Annotated in this window: 18 protein-coding genes; 4 read left to right on the top strand and 14 right to left on the bottom strand. The window is 62.9% G+C overall.

Annotated elements, in window-relative coordinates:
- The first annotated feature begins 21 nt into the window (after positions 1-21).
- The 3 genes from ATN37_RS15815 to ATN37_RS15805 all read left to right on the top strand — a co-directional run bounded on the left by ATN37_RS15815 (position 22) and on the right by ATN37_RS15805 (position 2,489).
- Positions 22-426 (top strand): DUF4259 domain-containing protein, encoded by a 405-nt coding sequence (locus ATN37_RS15815; protein WP_165638725.1) that lies wholly within the window; start codon positions 22-24, stop codon positions 424-426.
- A gap of 160 nt (positions 427-586) precedes the next feature.
- Positions 587-1,795, top strand: coding sequence for an aspartate transaminase (locus ATN37_RS15810; RefSeq protein ID WP_218695373.1), 1,209 nt, complete (start codon positions 587-589; stop codon positions 1,793-1,795).
- A 25-nt stretch (positions 1,796-1,820) separates the two neighbouring features.
- Positions 1,821-2,489, top strand: a complete 669-nt coding sequence (locus ATN37_RS15805) for a 4-carboxy-4-hydroxy-2-oxoadipate aldolase/oxaloacetate decarboxylase (protein ID WP_007731695.1) — start codon at positions 1,821-1,823, stop codon at positions 2,487-2,489.
- A gap of 59 nt (positions 2,490-2,548) precedes the next feature.
- Here the strand turns inward: ATN37_RS15805 and ATN37_RS15800 are convergent, their stop codons facing one another.
- The 6 genes from ATN37_RS15800 to ATN37_RS15775 form a co-directional block, all read right to left on the bottom strand.
- Positions 2,549-3,592, bottom strand: coding sequence for an L-idonate 5-dehydrogenase (locus ATN37_RS15800; protein WP_030535776.1), 1,044 nt, complete (start codon positions 3,590-3,592; stop codon positions 2,549-2,551).
- Positions 3,593-3,603: 11 nt separating this feature from the next.
- Positions 3,604-4,359, bottom strand: coding sequence for an SDR family oxidoreductase (locus ATN37_RS15795; protein WP_218695372.1), 756 nt, complete (start codon positions 4,357-4,359; stop codon positions 3,604-3,606).
- Between the two features lie 95 nt (positions 4,360-4,454).
- The gene (locus ATN37_RS15790; RefSeq protein WP_047271513.1) at positions 4,455-5,789 is read right to left on the bottom strand and encodes an MFS transporter; all 1,335 of its coding nucleotides are present in this window, start codon (positions 5,787-5,789) and stop codon (positions 4,455-4,457) included.
- Positions 5,786-6,859: a biotin-dependent carboxyltransferase family protein gene (locus tag ATN37_RS15785; RefSeq protein WP_047271511.1), complete on the bottom strand. Its 1,074-nt coding sequence runs from the start codon at positions 6,857-6,859 to the stop codon at positions 5,786-5,788. Before ATN37_RS15785 ends, ATN37_RS15790 begins: the two co-directional genes overlap by 4 nt.
- On the bottom strand, positions 6,852-7,559 hold the full coding sequence (locus ATN37_RS15780) for an allophanate hydrolase subunit 1 (protein ID WP_172403470.1): 708 nt from the start codon (positions 7,557-7,559) through the stop codon (positions 6,852-6,854). Before ATN37_RS15780 ends, ATN37_RS15785 begins: the two co-directional genes overlap by 8 nt.
- Positions 7,556-8,359: a LamB/YcsF family protein gene (locus ATN37_RS15775; RefSeq protein ID WP_007731705.1), complete on the bottom strand. Its 804-nt coding sequence runs from the start codon at positions 8,357-8,359 to the stop codon at positions 7,556-7,558. Before ATN37_RS15775 ends, ATN37_RS15780 begins: the two co-directional genes overlap by 4 nt.
- Positions 8,360-8,550: 191 nt before the next feature.
- Between ATN37_RS15775 and nac the strand changes: the two genes are divergently transcribed.
- Positions 8,551-9,474 carry a nitrogen assimilation transcriptional regulator NAC gene (gene nac, locus ATN37_RS15770; protein ID WP_030535780.1) on the top strand — a complete coding sequence of 308 codons (924 nt, stop codon included), beginning with the start codon at positions 8,551-8,553 and terminating at the stop codon, positions 9,472-9,474.
- On the opposite strand, the gene ATN37_RS15765 is transcribed toward nac, so the two are convergent.
- The 8 genes from ATN37_RS15765 to ureE all read right to left on the bottom strand — a co-directional run bounded on the left by ATN37_RS15765 (position 9,468) and on the right by ureE (position 15,863).
- The gene (locus tag ATN37_RS15765; protein ID WP_030535781.1) at positions 9,468-10,394 is read right to left on the bottom strand and encodes a D-isomer specific 2-hydroxyacid dehydrogenase family protein; all 927 of its coding nucleotides are present in this window, start codon (positions 10,392-10,394) and stop codon (positions 9,468-9,470) included. The two genes, nac and ATN37_RS15765, sit on opposite strands and share 7 nt — an antisense overlap.
- A 45-nt stretch (positions 10,395-10,439) precedes the next feature.
- Positions 10,440-11,222 carry an SDR family oxidoreductase gene (locus ATN37_RS15760; protein ID WP_007731708.1) on the bottom strand — a complete coding sequence of 261 codons (783 nt, stop codon included), beginning with the start codon at positions 11,220-11,222 and terminating at the stop codon, positions 10,440-10,442.
- Positions 11,219-11,740, bottom strand: a complete 522-nt coding sequence (locus tag ATN37_RS15755; RefSeq protein ID WP_030535782.1) for a gluconokinase — start codon at positions 11,738-11,740, stop codon at positions 11,219-11,221. Before ATN37_RS15755 ends, ATN37_RS15760 begins: the two co-directional genes overlap by 4 nt.
- A 104-nt stretch (positions 11,741-11,844) precedes the next feature.
- Positions 11,845-12,888, bottom strand: coding sequence for an urea transporter (yut, locus tag ATN37_RS15750; protein WP_218695371.1), 1,044 nt, complete (start codon positions 12,886-12,888; stop codon positions 11,845-11,847).
- Positions 12,889-12,922: 34 nt separating this feature from the next.
- Positions 12,923-13,870, bottom strand: a complete 948-nt coding sequence (locus ATN37_RS15745) for an urease accessory protein UreD (protein WP_218695370.1) — start codon at positions 13,868-13,870, stop codon at positions 12,923-12,925.
- Entirely contained in the window at positions 13,867-14,508 is a 642-nt protein-coding gene (gene ureG, locus ATN37_RS15740; RefSeq protein WP_003943822.1) for an urease accessory protein UreG, read from the bottom strand. The genes ATN37_RS15745 and ureG overlap by 4 nt, the downstream gene beginning before the upstream one ends.
- 10 nt (positions 14,509-14,518) lie before the next feature.
- The gene (locus ATN37_RS15735) at positions 14,519-15,232 is read right to left on the bottom strand and encodes an urease accessory protein UreF (RefSeq protein ID WP_042921156.1); all 714 of its coding nucleotides are present in this window, start codon (positions 15,230-15,232) and stop codon (positions 14,519-14,521) included.
- On the bottom strand, positions 15,216-15,863 hold the full coding sequence (gene ureE / locus ATN37_RS15730; RefSeq protein WP_007731715.1) for an urease accessory protein UreE: 648 nt from the start codon (positions 15,861-15,863) through the stop codon (positions 15,216-15,218). The genes ATN37_RS15735 and ureE overlap by 17 nt, the downstream gene beginning before the upstream one ends.
- Positions 15,864-15,870: the final 7 nt, after the last annotated feature.

Genomic DNA, 15,870 nt, shown 5'->3' with positions numbered 1-15,870 from the left:
GCAATAGGAAAAGAGTAGACAGTGGGCGCGTGGGGATCGGGACCGTTCGAGAACGACGGTGCAGGGGATTTGATCGCGTCCATCGGGCACGGTGACTTCACCTTCGAATCGGTGGAGTGGGCATTCGAGGACGACTACCTCGAGGTGGACGGCGGCCAAATCGCCATCGCCTTGCTCGAATTGGTGCTGATCGTGCGCGCCGATCGCAAGCGCGACCCCGCCACCCAAGACCTCGATCTCGATTCCTTCACCGCGGCCCTGACCAGCGAGCGGCTCACCTGGCTGATCGAAATGGTGGAGCGCACCATCGCATCGACCGATTCGGAACTGTTCGAATTGTGGGACGAGCAGGGACCGGAAGAGCTTGCGTCGTGGCGAGTTCCCGTCGTGGACGGTCTCGAGGATCTGCGCGTTCTGTCGGTCTGATTCCGTCGCCGCTCCATCACGTTTGCTTATCGGGCCACAACGGTTCGGTCTTGGTCAGATGCCCTGGTAGGACCCTATGGTCGAACGGATCACCGAGTGAGAACTGTGGCTCGTCGACGACGGGAATCCACGCTCACCCCGGACCCAGGAGCAGACCATCATGGCGACTTTCGTTCCGGCTGCGCGCGTCGACAGAATCAGGGAGTCGCCGAGTGTGGCTGCCGCACAACGAGTGCGCGAGCTGAAGGCCCAGGGCCGTGAAATACTCGACCTGACCGTCGGGGAGCCCGATTTCGACACACCCGACAACATCAAGTCTGCGGCGATCACTGCGATCAACACGGGTCAGACCAAGTACACCGCAGTCAACGGCATCCCGGCTCTACGCGAGGCAATCGCAGCACGCGCGGCTTCGCGAACCGGAATCCAGTACGCGGACAACCAGATCACCGTCGGCGGCGGCGCGAAACAGGTCATCTTCCTCGCTCTCATGGCGACGGTCGAAGCCGGCGTCGAGGTTATCGTTCCCGCCCCTTACTGGGTTTCGTACCCGGATATGGTCCTCGCTCACGACGGAACTCCGGTGATCGTTCAGTGCGAGGAGTCCGACAGCTTTCTTCTCACAGCCGAATCACTATCCGCTGCAATCACTTCGAACACCAAGTGGGTCATCCTCAATGCCCCGGGCAACCCCACCGGATCTGTGTACACCCGCGAGCAGCTGCAGGCCCTCGCCGAAGTGATCGAGGCCAATCCCCATGTCAGTGTGTTGGTCGACGAGATCTACGACGAGATCAACTTCGGCGACGCTCCGATCCCGAGTCTGCTGCAGGTCGCTCCGCACCTCCGTGACCAGGTACTGGTCACCAACGGAGTCTCCAAGTCTCATGCCATGACCGGGTGGCGACTCGGATACGGACTCGGAAATTCCGGATTGATCGGCGCCGTCAACAAACTGCAGGGTCAGAGTTCTTCCTGCCCGTCCTCGATCAGCCAGGCCGCAGCCGTGGAAGCCCTTACCGGCGACCAGAGTTTCCTCACCGAATCCGTACGAAGTTACCGACGACGACGCGACCTCTCGGCTCACCTCCTCAGTGTTGTCCCCGGGCTCGAGCCCGTCGTGCCGCAGGGTGCGTTCTACCTGTTCGTCAACTGTGCCGGCTTGATCGGCAAGCAGACCCCGGATGGCACCGTGATCGAGTCCGACCAGGATCTCGTCCTCTATCTCCTCGACGAGGCGTCGGTTGCCACCATTCAGGGTTCGGCTTACGGCGCATCGCCGTACTTCCGTATCTCCTTCGCCACCTCCGAGGCCGTCCTCGAAAAGGCCGCGGCACAGATCGCCGCGGCAGTCGAACGCCTTTCCTGATCTTTCATACTTTCTGGAGTACAAGATGATTCACGTCAAGACGAAAATTGATCGCGCGGACAAGGACCTGATTGCCGAACTGGGGACGTTCTCCGCGGCCACGATTCACGAGGCACAGGGACGTAAGGGGTCGCTGCATCCGGCGATCAAACCGATCGACCGCGACATGAAGTTCTGCGGCTCCGCCTTCACAGTCAAGTGCCATCCCCGTGACAACCTCATGCTGCAGGTTGCGATCAGCTACGCACAGCCGGGTGACGTCCTGATCGTCTCTTCAGGTGATCAAGCCGCCGGCCAGTTCGGCGATGTCCTCGCCAATGCCTGTGTTGCGCGCGGCATTACCGCACTGGTCACCGACGGCGGAGTGCGCGATACCCGGGAGATCCGCGAACTCGGATTCCCCGTCTTCTCCAAGCACGTGTACATCGAGGGAACCGTCAAGGAATCTCTCGGCCCGATCAACCATCCCCTGGTCTTCGGAGAACAGGTCATTTATCCCGGTGACGTCGTCAAGGGTGACTGCGACGGCGTTGTCGTGGTCCGCCGCGAGGAGGTTGCCGAGGCAATCGAACTCTCGCGTGCCCGTGACGAAGCCGAAGCCGGGTATATCGAGCGTTACAAGCGGGGAGAGACCCCACTCGAGGTGAGCAATCTGACTGCTCTGCTGGAAGCCAAGGGCCTGGTGGTCGAATAACCTGCTGTGCGCCTTTATTAACCGCCCGCGGTTAATAAAGGCGCACAGGGTCGAAGGACTCAGAACCGCAACAGCACCTTCCCCGACACCGAAGCATCCTTGGCGACTGCGAAGGCTTCCAGAGCTTCCTCGACCGGATATTCGTGTGTGAGAACAGCATCGACAGCAAGCGAACCGTCGGCGAGGGCGAGCAGCACCTCGTCGATTTCGTCGTTGAAGCGGAATGAGCCCACCAACTCCAACTCTCGCGTGATCGCCAGCGAAATGTGTACCGGTTGAGGTCCGGACGGAAGAAGCCCGAGCATGACCACCCGTCCACCGCGCGTCGCCCCGCGAATAGCGGATTCGAGCCCGCGATGATTGCCGGTGCACTCGACGACCACGTCGGCATCGGATGCGGCGACTGCCTCGGCGTCGGTGGCCTCGAGAACCCGATCCGCACCGAGCGTCGACGCGATCTGCAGCGGAACGTCGTGCACGTCGACCGCGGTGATCGACTGCGCGCCTGCTCGTCTGAGCACAGCCACGACCAGTGCGCCGATGGGTCCGCAGCCGACGACCAGCGCCTTCTTCCCGCGTACGTCTCCCGCTCGCGAAACAGCGTGCCAGGCAACGCTTGCCGGTTCGGCTACCGACGCAGTCCGCAGGTCCAACCCCTCGGGCAGTTCCCGGAGCATGCGTGTCGGGAGCACTGCGTATTTCACGAAGGCGCCCTCGGTGTGTGGGTACTGCGCTGCACTTCCCAGGTATGTGCAGCAGGGCGAGAGGTTGGGCCGATCGCTCGGGAACCGAGGCGCGGTCCCACCGGGCGTTGCGGGGTGTACGGCCACGGAAGTTCCAACTGCCGGCCCCGTTCCGTCCGCCGCGGCCGTCACGACCGTGCCGACCACCTCGTGACCGAGCAGCATCGGTGCCTTCAGAATCGACTCCCCCGCCGCGCCGTGCGTCCAGTAGTGCAGATCTGATCCACACACACCGCCGTAAGCGATCTCGATCACTGCCTGCTCGGCGGTCGGCGCAGTCAACGCAACATGCTCGACCCGCAGGTCACCTGCCGCATGGGCCACCACTCCGAGCGTCGTTTCCGGTAGTACAAAACTCATGATGCGCTCTCTCAGTCGTTGCGACGGATGAAGTCGAGGCCACCAGGCACCTGGAAGGTGGGGAGCACCTCGATGAGACCAAGATTGACGTGACCAGGGGCGTCGATCGCGAACTCGATGGTATCCGCGATGTCCTTGGTAGTGATGGATTCGTAGCCTTCGTAGAAGGTCTCCCACGCTTCCTTCATGGCTTCGGGCGTGCCGCCGAGGTTGCGACCGAAGATCTCGGTCTCGACCCGGCCGGGGCAGATCTCGGTCACTCGAATCCGCTTGCCGATGCAGTCGTTTCGCAGCTGGCGCGAAATCTGGTGCACCGCAGCCTTGGTCGCGTGGTAGGCAGTGTGGCCGTAGAAGTTGTACAGGCCGGCGATGGAGCTGATGTTGACGACATGACCTAGATCGCTCTCCACCATTCCCGGCAGCAGAATGCGGCACAGGTGCAGCACTGCACGAAGATTCACGTCCACCATCGCGTCGACCGATGCTTCTTCGGCGTCGAGAATGTTTCCGGTTGCGGACACCCCCGCGTTGTTGACGAGGACGTCGATCTCCAGTCCGCCGACAGCTTCGGCGAGCGCGGCGGTGTCGGTGATGTCCACGGGCAGAGGGATCATTCCGGTGCGATCGGCAACCTCACCGAGCTTGTCGGCATTGCGGGCGACGCCGTAGACCGTCAGTCCGCGCTTGGTGAACATCTCGGTGACGGCGGCACCCATTCCGGTGTTGGCGCCGGTGACGAGAGCTGTGCGGTAATCGGAGAAAGGCATTGTGTGCTCCTACAGGAAGAAATTGGTATGACCCGGCGGCCGCCGCGGACTGCAGGCGGCCACCGGGCCGGATCAGGAGTGACTCACGCGAGAAGTCACAGAGTGTCGCGTAGCGGAACGTGGGCGCGATCGGTGATGGTGCTGACCGCGATCAGCGTGCCGATTGCAGTGATGACCGCGTAGAAGGCGGGAACGTAGATACCGAATTCGGGGATCAACCAGGTCATCAACAACGGTGCGGTACCACCGAAGAGTGCGGACGAGATGTTGTAACCCAAACCGTAGGCGGAGTAGCGAACCCGCGTGGGGAACAGTTCGACGATCAGGATGTGGATGACGGCTGTGTGCCCGGCGAAGATCACTGCCATGAGGCAGGCACCGAGAACGGCGAGGCCGACGTTGCCGGTCACGATCATGGCATAGCAGGGGATCGCTCCGATCGCCATTGCCGCAGCTGCACCGGCGATGACCTTCTTGCGACCGATCCGGTCGGAGAGAGCACCCATGAACGGAATCGCGAAGCAGATCGCGACCAGGCTGGATGCGGTGACGAGAAGCGCTGTCCCGGTCGAGAATCCGATCTGATCGCCTTTGAGGAACGTGGGCATGTACGAGAACAGAACGTAGTAGCCGGAACCATTCATCAAGGGGATGAACAGGGCGAGGATCATGGCGCGACGGTGTTCGGGAGTGGAGAATGCTTCCTTGAGCGGATTGCGCGACAAACCGCCGGATTCCTTGAGCCGCTCGAAGTTCGGGGTATCGGAGATCGCGCGGCGGATGTACCAGCCGATGATTCCCATCGGAATGGCCATGAGGAACGGGATGCGCCACGCCCACGATGCGAGTCCGCCGCCGTTGATCGCGTCGGCGTTGAGCCACGGCGACATGGCAAACGCAATCATCGTTCCGGTCAGCAGTGCGAGGAACGACGCGATCTGCGCGTAGCTCGTGATCAAGCCGCGCTTGCCTTCCGGGGCGTGTTCGGCGAGGAACGTCATGGCGCCGGCAGCTTCACCACCGACGGAGAATCCCTGCACGATCCGCAGAAAGATCAGCAGTGCCGGTGCCGCGATACCGATGGCCGCGTAGGTGGGCAGCAAGCCGATACCGGCGGTCGCCACGCTGATCAGCATGATGACGAACACCAACATCTTCTGTCGACCGATCCGGTCGCCGAGGATGCCGCAGACCACCGCGCCGAGGGGTCGAACGAAGAACGAGACCGCGTAGCCGGCGAACACCAGCATCAGCGCGTCGCTCGACTTCGATACGTCGAAGAACACGATGGCCAGTGCCGTCGCCATGAACGCGAAGACACCGTTGTCGTAGAGCTCGACGAAGATGCCGACGCAGCCCGCTGCGACGACTTTCCGGACCTTGCGCGGGTCGGCTACCTGGCCGTCTACCGCTTCGATGGTGTTGGTCATGCTGTCTCCAAAATAGACGCGCGGCGCGGAGCGCTCGCGGGGCGTGTGGTGCCGACGTGGCTCGGTACTCGGGCTTCCGAGGTGTGAAGAGGTATCCGGAGGGTGGTGAATACGTTCTCCACACGCCGCCTCAGCAAGGCGATGCGGTGCTGCTGTTCGCGGTGCTCTGCAACCGCCGTTGCGACGCTGCAGTTCCGGAATCGGACGCGGTGCCCGGGTCGGGCCTGTCCCAGCTGTGAGAGTGAAACGGTGGTGACGACTGCCAGCACCGGATAACCGGCGGTGACGCCTCTACCTCGATGCAGGACCAGAAGTTCGTTGCCAGCGGGTACTTCGACGGCACCGATGGGGACGCCGCGCGAGAGGACCTCGCCGGTGCCGGTGCGCTGTGGGAGCGGCTGCTCATCGGTAGATGCCAGCCGAAGCCCGATGTGATTGCTCTGATCGCCCACCACGAATTCGGTGCCGAACAGCGCGGCTGCACTCTCCCCGAAGTCGTCGATGTCGGGGCCGTCGGTCACGTCGAGCGTCCACACGTTGCCGAAGGACGGTCGGTCGGGCAACAACCGGAACAGCGGTAGCCGGAAGACCGGGTGGTCGATCGGCGGGCAGTCGGTGTCGACGACCAGCATCTCCCCCGCGGTCAAGTGACGGCCGAATCCGAGGACCTGGTCGGGAGCGCAGCTGCCCAGGAGGTAGTCGGCCGTCAGCTCTCCGTGGACGGCGACGTAGACGCGCAATCCGTCGTGGATTCCGGTGACGGCAAGCCGCTGACCCGCTCGCCAGACGATCGGTTCCCACTGCGGTTGCCGATGTCCGTCCACCGTCACCGTTGCGGGTGCACCCGTGACGGCGATCAGCAGATCCGTGGACGCCGACGCTGAAAAGTCGAGGGCCGTCAACTCCAGTAGCGGGGCCTCGCGCCTACTACCCACCAACGCGTTGGCGATCTCCGCGCTGATCTGGTCGGCTGCGCCGCCCGTCGCCTGACCGAACTGTGACGCCGATCCACGCCCCAAATCCTGGACGGAGCTGATACCGGGAGTCAGGACGGTGACGGTCTCAGCCATGGGGATCACCCCCTACGGGCAGGAGCGAGCGTCCGTCGAAGTCGTCCCAGCGATCGGCGTCGATCGCACGGAAGACGAACAGATCGCCCGGGCGGTAGGCAGAAATCTGCTCCGACGCCGGATCGACCAAGATGAGCGGGGTCCGGCCGATCACTGCCCAACCGCCGGGCGCAGGCCTGGCCGAAACGACTGCCTGACGTCCGGCCACCGCAACGGAACCGGCCGCGACGTGCGGTCGCGGGCTCGATCGGCGCGGGATGGGAAGGCCGAACGCCGGGCCGTCGAGCATCGGGGCGCCGCCGGGTGAGCCGTAGCAACGCATGACCAACGGGGCTGCGGAGTGAAGGCGCACCACTTCGGCTTCGGTGACGCCGAGAAACCGCGCTGTATCACCCAGGTCCGGGCCGTGTTCGCCCCCGTAGACGACGGGGATCTCGAACGTCCTAGGTTCACCTTCCAGCGGTCGGGGGATAGTCGTTGCTTCGCGAACCAGGCCGCGGACGGCGTCGTGGTCCGTGAGGAGGTTGTCGAACTCGACCAGCAGGGCGTCGTATGTCGGGATGACGCTGACGATGCCGTCGGCACCGAGATCGAAACGTGCAGCGATCGATCGAACGGTGTTCCAGTTCTGCTCGGCGGTCCCGCCGCTGACACTGACGCGAACGGCGGCGTCACCGCAGTCGGCGACGTAGGTCTTCACGCGGAACACCCGACATCACGGGCCCGCCGTGACGCCACGACCCGGGTCAGCGGCGCAATGGTGACACCGGCGGCCTCGAGCGCGGCGCGAATCGCCTTCGCGTTCGCGACGGCACCGGGGTTGTCACCGTGCACGAGGACCGTATCGGCGACAACCGGGATCAACGTGCCGTCCACAGCTTCGACGACTTCCTCGACCACCATCCGAACGGTCCGCTCGACCAGAACGTCGACGTCGTGAATCACCGCTCCCGGCTCGCTGCGGGGCACGAGAGTTCCGTCGGAGTTGTATGCGCGATCCGCGATTCCGACGATGCCGACGCTCAATCCGCGGGCAGTCGCCTCGTCGGCCAACGCCCCGTCCTGGGCGAGCACGATCAACGACGGATCGAAGGCCGCGACCGCATCGACGACGGCGCGCGCGTAATCTTGGCGTACGGCAACAAGATTCCCGAGCTTGCCGTGGGGAGCGATGTGCGACAACGACGTTCCGCTCGCGACCGCAAAGGCGTGAAGGGCGCCGAGTTGGAACAGCACGTCGGTTCGGACCTCGTTCTCACTGAGATCCATCGCGCGACGTCCGAATCCGGCGAGGTCCGGAAAACTCGGATGCGCGCCGATGCCGATACCGCGCGATACGCACCCCCGCACGGTCGCATCCATGGTTCGTGGATCGCCTGCATGGAATCCGCAAGCGATGTTGGCCGAAGTCAGCGTGTCGAGCAGAGCATCGTCGGCGCCCATGGTCCACGTGCCGAAACCTTCGCCGAGATCGGCGACAAGATCGATGCTGGTTGCCATTTCGGTCCTTCCGGTTCGTTTACTTGTTCGTACGGGCGCCGTTGCCCGTGGTTGGTCCGACTGTCGAAGTTCTGTGTGTCGACTTCGGTGTTTCTGGGACGCTACTCAGGAACGCCAAAGGGTTGTTAATACCGTTTCGCGTTGGGGTGATCGGAATTCGATATGTCCGTTGAGCTGGTAGTTTGCACAGCATGGACACGAGAAGGCTCTACTCGTTCGTACGAATTGTCGATGCCGGCAGCATCACCCGAGCCGCCGACATCCTGCACATCGCACAACCCGCCCTGAGCCAACAGATGACGTCGCTGGAAACGCAGTTCGGTCAGCAACTTCTGATCCGCAGCAAACAGGGTGTCGAGCCGACCGATGCGGGGCACGCACTCTATCGGCATGCTCAGGTGATTCTGCGTCAGGTGGAGAGTGCCCAGGCCGAGGTGTCCGTGGTCGGACGGGCGCTGGCGGGTGGCGTCTCGGTCGGCCTCGCCCCGTACAGCACCGCGACGGCAATCGCCTTGCCGCTCTTGGCCCGTGTGCGCGAGCAGCACCCGAATATCTTGTTGCACATCAACGAGAACTTCGGTGGCGTGCTCAGCGAAGCGATGATGACCGGTCGCATGGATCTGGCGTTGTTGTACGACGCCGGCCCGATCAAGGGTGTGACGTTCGAACGCTTGCTCACCGAGGAGCTGGTGGTGGTTGCCCCGTTCGGTACCGGACTGGCAGGCGAATCGGGATCCGACATCTCCCTGCCCGAGATCGCCGAACTGCCACTATTGCTTCCGGGTCGGATGCACACCATCCGCAAGGTGGTGGAGCAGGCTTTCGACCGTGCAGAGCAGCAACCGAACGTCGTGGCCGAAGTGGAATCGGTGATGACGCTGTCCGAGGCCGTACGCACCGGATTGGGCGCGACGGTTCTGCCGTGGTCGGTGGCCCGCAGGGTCATGGACGTCGAAGCGCTCGAGCTACGACGCATCGAGCCGGGCATCGAAGTGCATGTCTCCCTTGGCACCCCGGCCAATCAGCCCCTCTCCAAACCGGCCGAGGCGGTGCGCGATGTTCTGCGCACCGTCGTTGCCGATTACGTGAAGGGAACCAACGCGAGCGGTCAGTAGCCCGCCGACGGATCGATCACGGCGGCGAGGTCCTCACCTGCGGCGAATCGGGCGACGTTGGCTGCAACGTGATCTGCCAGGACGCGGGTGAGCGTCGTAGCCGGGTTGGCGACGTGTGGAGTGATGATCGCGTTGGGCAGCTTCCACAACCGATGCCCGTCCGGCAACGGCTCGGGATCGGTGACGTCCAGTGCCGCCCCGCCGATCGAACCGGCTTCCAGTGCGTCGACCAATGCGTCCGTGTCGACGAGGGTGCCACGCGCGATGTTCACGATCCAGCTCGACTCCGACATCTGGTCCAGTTCGGCCTTGCCGACCAGATGCCGCGTCGCGGATGTCGACGGTGCTGCGATCACGAAGTGATCTGCCTTGGACCAGATTTCGCCGGTGCGGTCGGCCGAGAGCGTTTCGGAAGCACCCTCGACAGGGGTCCCGGAGCGGGTGATCGCGATGACCTTGACTTTGGACGCGGCGAGGTACGGGATCAACGCACGGCCGATTCCGCCGCAACCGATGATCGCCACTGTCGAGCCCTGCAAAGTGCCCACCCGCGGGTCGAACTCTTCCTTGCGCCACGACTGCGCCGCCAATTGTTCGGGGAGAGAACGAACTCCGGCGAGGAGAAGCATCATCGTATGTTCGGCAACATTGCCCGCGTACGCTCCGGCAGCAGACGTCCAGACCCGCTTGTCGTCGATCACCTTGGCGTCGAACCAGGGCTCGATGCCGGCGAACGGCAACTGCACCCAGCGAACCGAATCGGGTAGCGACGACGGGAACGTCTCCGGCCCGTGTACCCACACGACGCCCTCGGCGTCTGCCAGTGGAACGAGAACTCCACCGGCTCGGCGTATTCCGTCGGCGACGTGAGGATCCTCGACGGGACCGAGGTGGATGCGAGGGGCGCTGGCGTCTGTCATGTGGGTGCTTTCTGTTCGAGTAGCGGACGATCTAACAGCGGACAATCAGACGACGGCCGTCATTCCGCCGTCGACGTAGAGGATCTGACCGTTGACGAAATCCGAAGCCGGGGAGGCCAAGAACAGTAGCGACCCGATCAGCTCCTCCGTACGGCCCCAACGTCCGGCGGGTGTCCGCTTGGCGAGCCACGCGGTGAACTCCGGATCGTTGACCAGCGCAGAGGTCAGTTCGGTGTCGAAGTATCCCGGTGCGATCGCGTTGATCTGCAAACCGAAGGGTGCCCAGTCGGCGCACATCCCGCGGGTGAGCATCTTGAGCCCGCCCTTGCTGGCTGCGTACGGTGCGATTCCCGCTCGGCCGAGTTCGCTCTGCACCGAGCAGATGTTGACGATCTTCCCGTGTCCGCGCTCGACCATGCCGCGGGCGAATTCACGTCCGACGTAGAACGCACTGGTCAGGTTGGTGTCCATGACACGCCGGAAGTCGTCGTCGCCGAACTCGAGAAGCGGGGCGCGGTGCTGCACGCCGGTGTTGTTGACAACGATCTCGACCGGGCCGACCTCCGCCTCGATGCGTGTCGCCGCATCCCGGACGGCGGCCGAATCGGTGACGTCGAACGCGTATGCGTGCACCGTTGCGCCGGTCGCGTCGGCGATGCGTCGACGCTCGGCTTCGAGCACGTCGGAATTTCGGCTGTTGAGCACCACCACCGCACCCGCCTCGGCGAGACCAGTCGCGAGGGCCGAGCCGATGCCTCGGCTCGAACCCGTCACCAGCGCGACCTTCCCGGAAATGTCGAACGGGCCGGGGCTTGCGGTGCTACTCACGCTGTGACGCTCCTCTGAGATGTATGGATGTAGTCGACTGCCTCGCCCACCAGTGTGCTCGGTTCGGAGACGACATTCAGCGTGATGCCGCGCTCGTCGTCTGTAAGCGGTTCGAGAGCCTCGAACTGGGAGATGAGCAGACTCTCCGGCATGAAGTGCCCGGCGCGGAAACGCATACGTGCGGAGATAGTCTCGAAATCACCGGCCAGGTGGACGAACTGCACGTCGAGACCGTCCGGGCGCAACCGGCCCCGATAGTCCTTTCGCAGAGCCGAACAGGCAACGACGCCTGTTCGTCCCGCATCGGCACGCTCGGAAAGCCAGGCCGCGATCGCGTCGAGCCACGGCACACGGTCTTCGTCGGTCAACGGTGTCCCCGAACGCATTTTGGCGACATTGGACTCGGGGTGCAGATCGTCACCGTCGACGAAGTCTGCCCCGAGAGACGTGGCGAGACCCACTGCCACGGTGCTTTTTCCAGCACCGGCCACACCCATCACAACTACCTGCACGGTCATGCTTCGACCATGCCCGACTACCGAAGGCCAGACAATACTCGAGTGATACCGGTTCGCGAGGGTGCCATAGCGGAACGATCTAGGAACTTCTGCCCGTTCGAGCCCTATCCGTTCGCCTTCGCGATCGAATCCTTGCCCTCGGCCGCTCCACCCTCGATGGTGTCGTGCTGGACAGGAACGAACTTCTTCTTCGGCAGCAGGAACAGCCACGTCGCGAAGACGAACGGGCCCGTTCCGGCCGGCAGGCTGATCGGAGCAAAGGCAGACACCAGCGTGCCGTGGATGACAACAGTCACCAGTACTCCGAAGACGGTGTAGACGAACACACGCCACGACGGGTTGTAGAACACCGATCCGAGAGCAATTGCCGTCAGCACCGAACTGAGCCCGTAGAGACCATTGCCGATGTCGACGGTGTTTGCGCCCAGCGCCAGTACCGAACCCATCGCTATCGCGGAACCGATGAGCGCGAACAACGCCGCCCAACGCGACGCGACCAGCAGCGCGATCACGAAGATAATGCCGGTGACGGTGTTGTTGATCAGAAAGATCTGGGAGACGTTGCGGAACAGCGTGTCCCACAGGAAGCTGAAAGTGATGTCGGCATGGACTGACGCGTCCCCGATGTGCTGGGGAAACTGGCCCGCGCTGAGGTCTGACGTTTCGATCCGCAGGAACTGGAACGCCGCAAGAAGGAAGAACCAGTTGACGAGGTTGAACGGAAAGGTCAGCGCCGGTACGCCCCACGTCTTGAAGACATTGGCAACGGCCAGGAACGCGATCGTCGACGCGGCAGCTCCCACCACGAGGTAGATCCACAGCATCACGCCCCCGGCAAGGAACGTCGGAAATGCAGCTCCCACAAGAATTCCGTTGTATCCGTACAGGCCGATACGCATCGAATCGTCGTCGGAGTGCAGCATCATGCCGGTGACGGTGGATACCACCAGACCCACCACGGCACCAATTGCGACGGTGATCGTGTCCGCGGCTATCGCTCCCCAGAAGATACCGACCAGAAACAGCAGGCCCGTCAGCGCATTGCCCTGGAACATCACCTGCCCGGAGCCTTTGAGATTGGTGTCGATGAATCTGAGCACGACGTTCTTGTCCGCGACGTCGTCCCAGGGTTTGGTGATGGTGGTCATCGCACGTCCCTCGATCCTTCTCCGACGATCCGCGTCATCCCCACAGCGGGACGGGCGGAATGGTGGTGTCCAGAACTGCCTTTCGCACCAGAGCCCAGAAATCACGAACCTTCGCCTTGACGGGTTCGCTCTCCGGACCGAGGACTTTGAAGATGAGACCGGCGTCGTTCGGTAGCCGACTCGCTCCGGAAACGACCTTGCAGTCACGGCCCGGAACTACCTCTTCGAGAATCGCGTCGGCGTGCTCCTTCGGTGTCAGCAGGATGACATTGCCGAACACGTCGTGGTCGCCCATGATTCCGCCGTATCGCACGGGGAAGCGTGCCGGTTCGATCACCAACTTCTCGGTGAAGAGATTCTTCCCGTCCGGGCGCTTCGCCTTGATCAAGGTGGAGTACAGGTCGTAGACGAACATCTCTCCGCCGTCGTGATACTTGCGACCCGGCATCACGATCTCCGAGAACAACAGCGTTGCAGTCGGATCCACCGTGATGTCGGTGCGCGCGTAGTACCTCGCGCTGCGGTGTGGGATCGTCACTCCCGGCATCAGTTCGAGATACGAATTCTCGGCCAGCACCACTTTCTGGAGTTGTGACGCGTGATTGGCATCCATCCGGTGGACTTTGGTAGCCGACTGGGTGGTCACGTGTGCAAGGGAACCTGGCTCCATTTCGATGGTCAGGAACAACCGATCACCTTGCAGCACACTGCCGGACGTCGAGATCATGTAGACGCACGGCATGGTCGGCAACGCTTCGTCCCAGTACAGCGCCTGCTGAACCAGCAGCGGTGTCTTGCGGTACATGTCCCGCAGGATCGTCTTGTCGCCGCGGTCGACAAATCGCATCTCGAGAACCCCGGTCTTACCGACCTTGCCGGCCGGCGCCTGCTTCGGCTGGTCCTGGTACTGATCGAGTTCCGGGATGGTCGGGATCGGCCCCGGGAGCGACCGCGATGCTCCCGGGACGGGCGGTGCACTCACGGTACGCTCGCTCCCACTTCCTCTTCGTCGAAGAGGACTCCGTGCACGATGAGGTCCACCACTTCCTTGATGCCTTCCCCGGTCATGCAATTGGTGAAGACGAACGGCTTGTCGCCGCGCATTCCCTTGGAGTCGCGATCCATGACTCCGAGATCAGCGTTGACGTACGGTGCGAGGTCGGTCTTGTTGATGACCAGGATGTCGGACTGCGAAATTCCCGGACCGTTCTTGCGCGGAATCTTGTCGCCTGCGGCCACATCGATGACATAGATGAAGAAGTCGACCAGAGCCGGACTGAACGTCAGTGTGAGGTTGTCGCCACCACTTTCGATGAAGACCACATCGGTGTCCGGGAACGTCTTCTCCATGTCCTCGACGGCCGCGAGATTCATACTCGGGTCTTCGCGGACGGCGGTGTGTGGGCAGGCACCCGTCTCGACGCCGACGATACGTTCTTCCACGAGAACACCTTTGAGAGCCTTGCGCACATGCTTGGCATCTTCGGTGGTGACCACGTCGTTGGTGATGATCAGAACGCTGGTGCCCCGCTTGATGAACTCCGGTGTGATCGCCTCGATGAGCGCGGTCTTACCCGAACCCACGGGTCCGCCGATTCCGATGCGCGTTGTCTTCTTCATCGTTCTCCTTCTAGTTCATGAACATTCGGACGTGCGCCTTGACGTGCACCGCAGCCAGAATGTCGATCATCGGGGCGAAATTGGACATGTCGTCGAGTCCGTAATCACGCACTGCGGCGTACTCATGGCCGGCAGTCTGATTGACCTCGAACAGAATCTCTTGCGTCGCAAGGTGATCGACTCGGACGATACGAAGGGCAGCGCCGAGCAACGTCATCGCGACACCGTACTGATTGACCGTGAAAGCGTCCTCTTCCGGAGAACCCATCTCCGCGAAAGCAATTCCGAGGCCGACGGGGTAGGTACCCGGTGTCTCCCCCGATGCGATCGCGGCCAACCACTTGTTGAACAGGGTCTCACCGGCCAAGCGCCCGCCGAGTTCGGCCAACTTCTTACCCATGCGGGTACTCATCGTGCGTGCTTCTTCGTTGAGTTTGCGTTCGATCACTGCATGATCAGCGGCGAGGATCGCCGAGAAATCACCGGCTGCCGCACCCCGGTGCGCCGCGAGTACGGCGATACCGTCGCACGTCGCGCCCTGATGGGCGGCCGAGAGCACAAACTCCCGCAGCGACGGACCACCCGTGACAATTCCCTGCGCCACGGCCGATTCCAAACCGTTGGAGAACGAGAAGGAACCGACCGGGAACATGGAATCGGAAAACTGCATCATCCGCATCGCGCGGTTGATGCTGAGCCCGGATCCCTCAGACGAGAGGGTCATGGGTATGCCCCTCGCCCTCACGCGCGGCCGCACCGAACAAACGGCGTGCCTCGTGTGGAGCGATGTAGGGAATGACCTCGGCGCCCGGGATGAAGGTGTACTCGATGCCCTCGAAAGCATGTGTCCGCATCACCGAGCCCATGACCGCCTTGTCGACGGTCAACGGAACGTAGACCTTCATTCCCTTCACCACCGCAGGCCAGTGCTGGTTACCCACGGCATGTCCCAACTCCAGGCACGTCTGAATCATCTTCTCGGGCGTGACGTCGACCAGCGCGCTCAGGTCGATCTCCAACACGTCCTTGAGGTTGATCCTGGCCACGACCACGGTGTTCGCCGGCTCGTCCCACAGCAGAATGTCGCCGTCCTGCAACTGAATACCCCGATCGAGCGAGACGGCCAATTCACGGCCACCGATCGTGGTGCGTCGTAACCGACTCTTCTGCGCTTCCCACTGATCGAGCGACAAGACGTCGACTACCGCATTGTCGAGTCGACCGGCCCACTCCTCGTCGGTCTCCTTCCCGAGCAGCGCGTCGACTCGCGTCGGCTTTCCGCTCGGCGCGGTCATCTCGCCGTGCGTGTGTGGCGTCGCATCGGCGCCGTGCGTGTGTGTGATTGTTCCCGACACTGGAGAC

The organism is Rhodococcus sp. MH15 (assembly GCF_019266045.1).
Classification (GTDB): Bacteria; Actinomycetota; Actinomycetes; order Mycobacteriales; family Mycobacteriaceae; genus Rhodococcus_F; species Rhodococcus_F qingshengii.
This window is presented reverse-complemented; position numbering and strand designations above follow the sequence as displayed.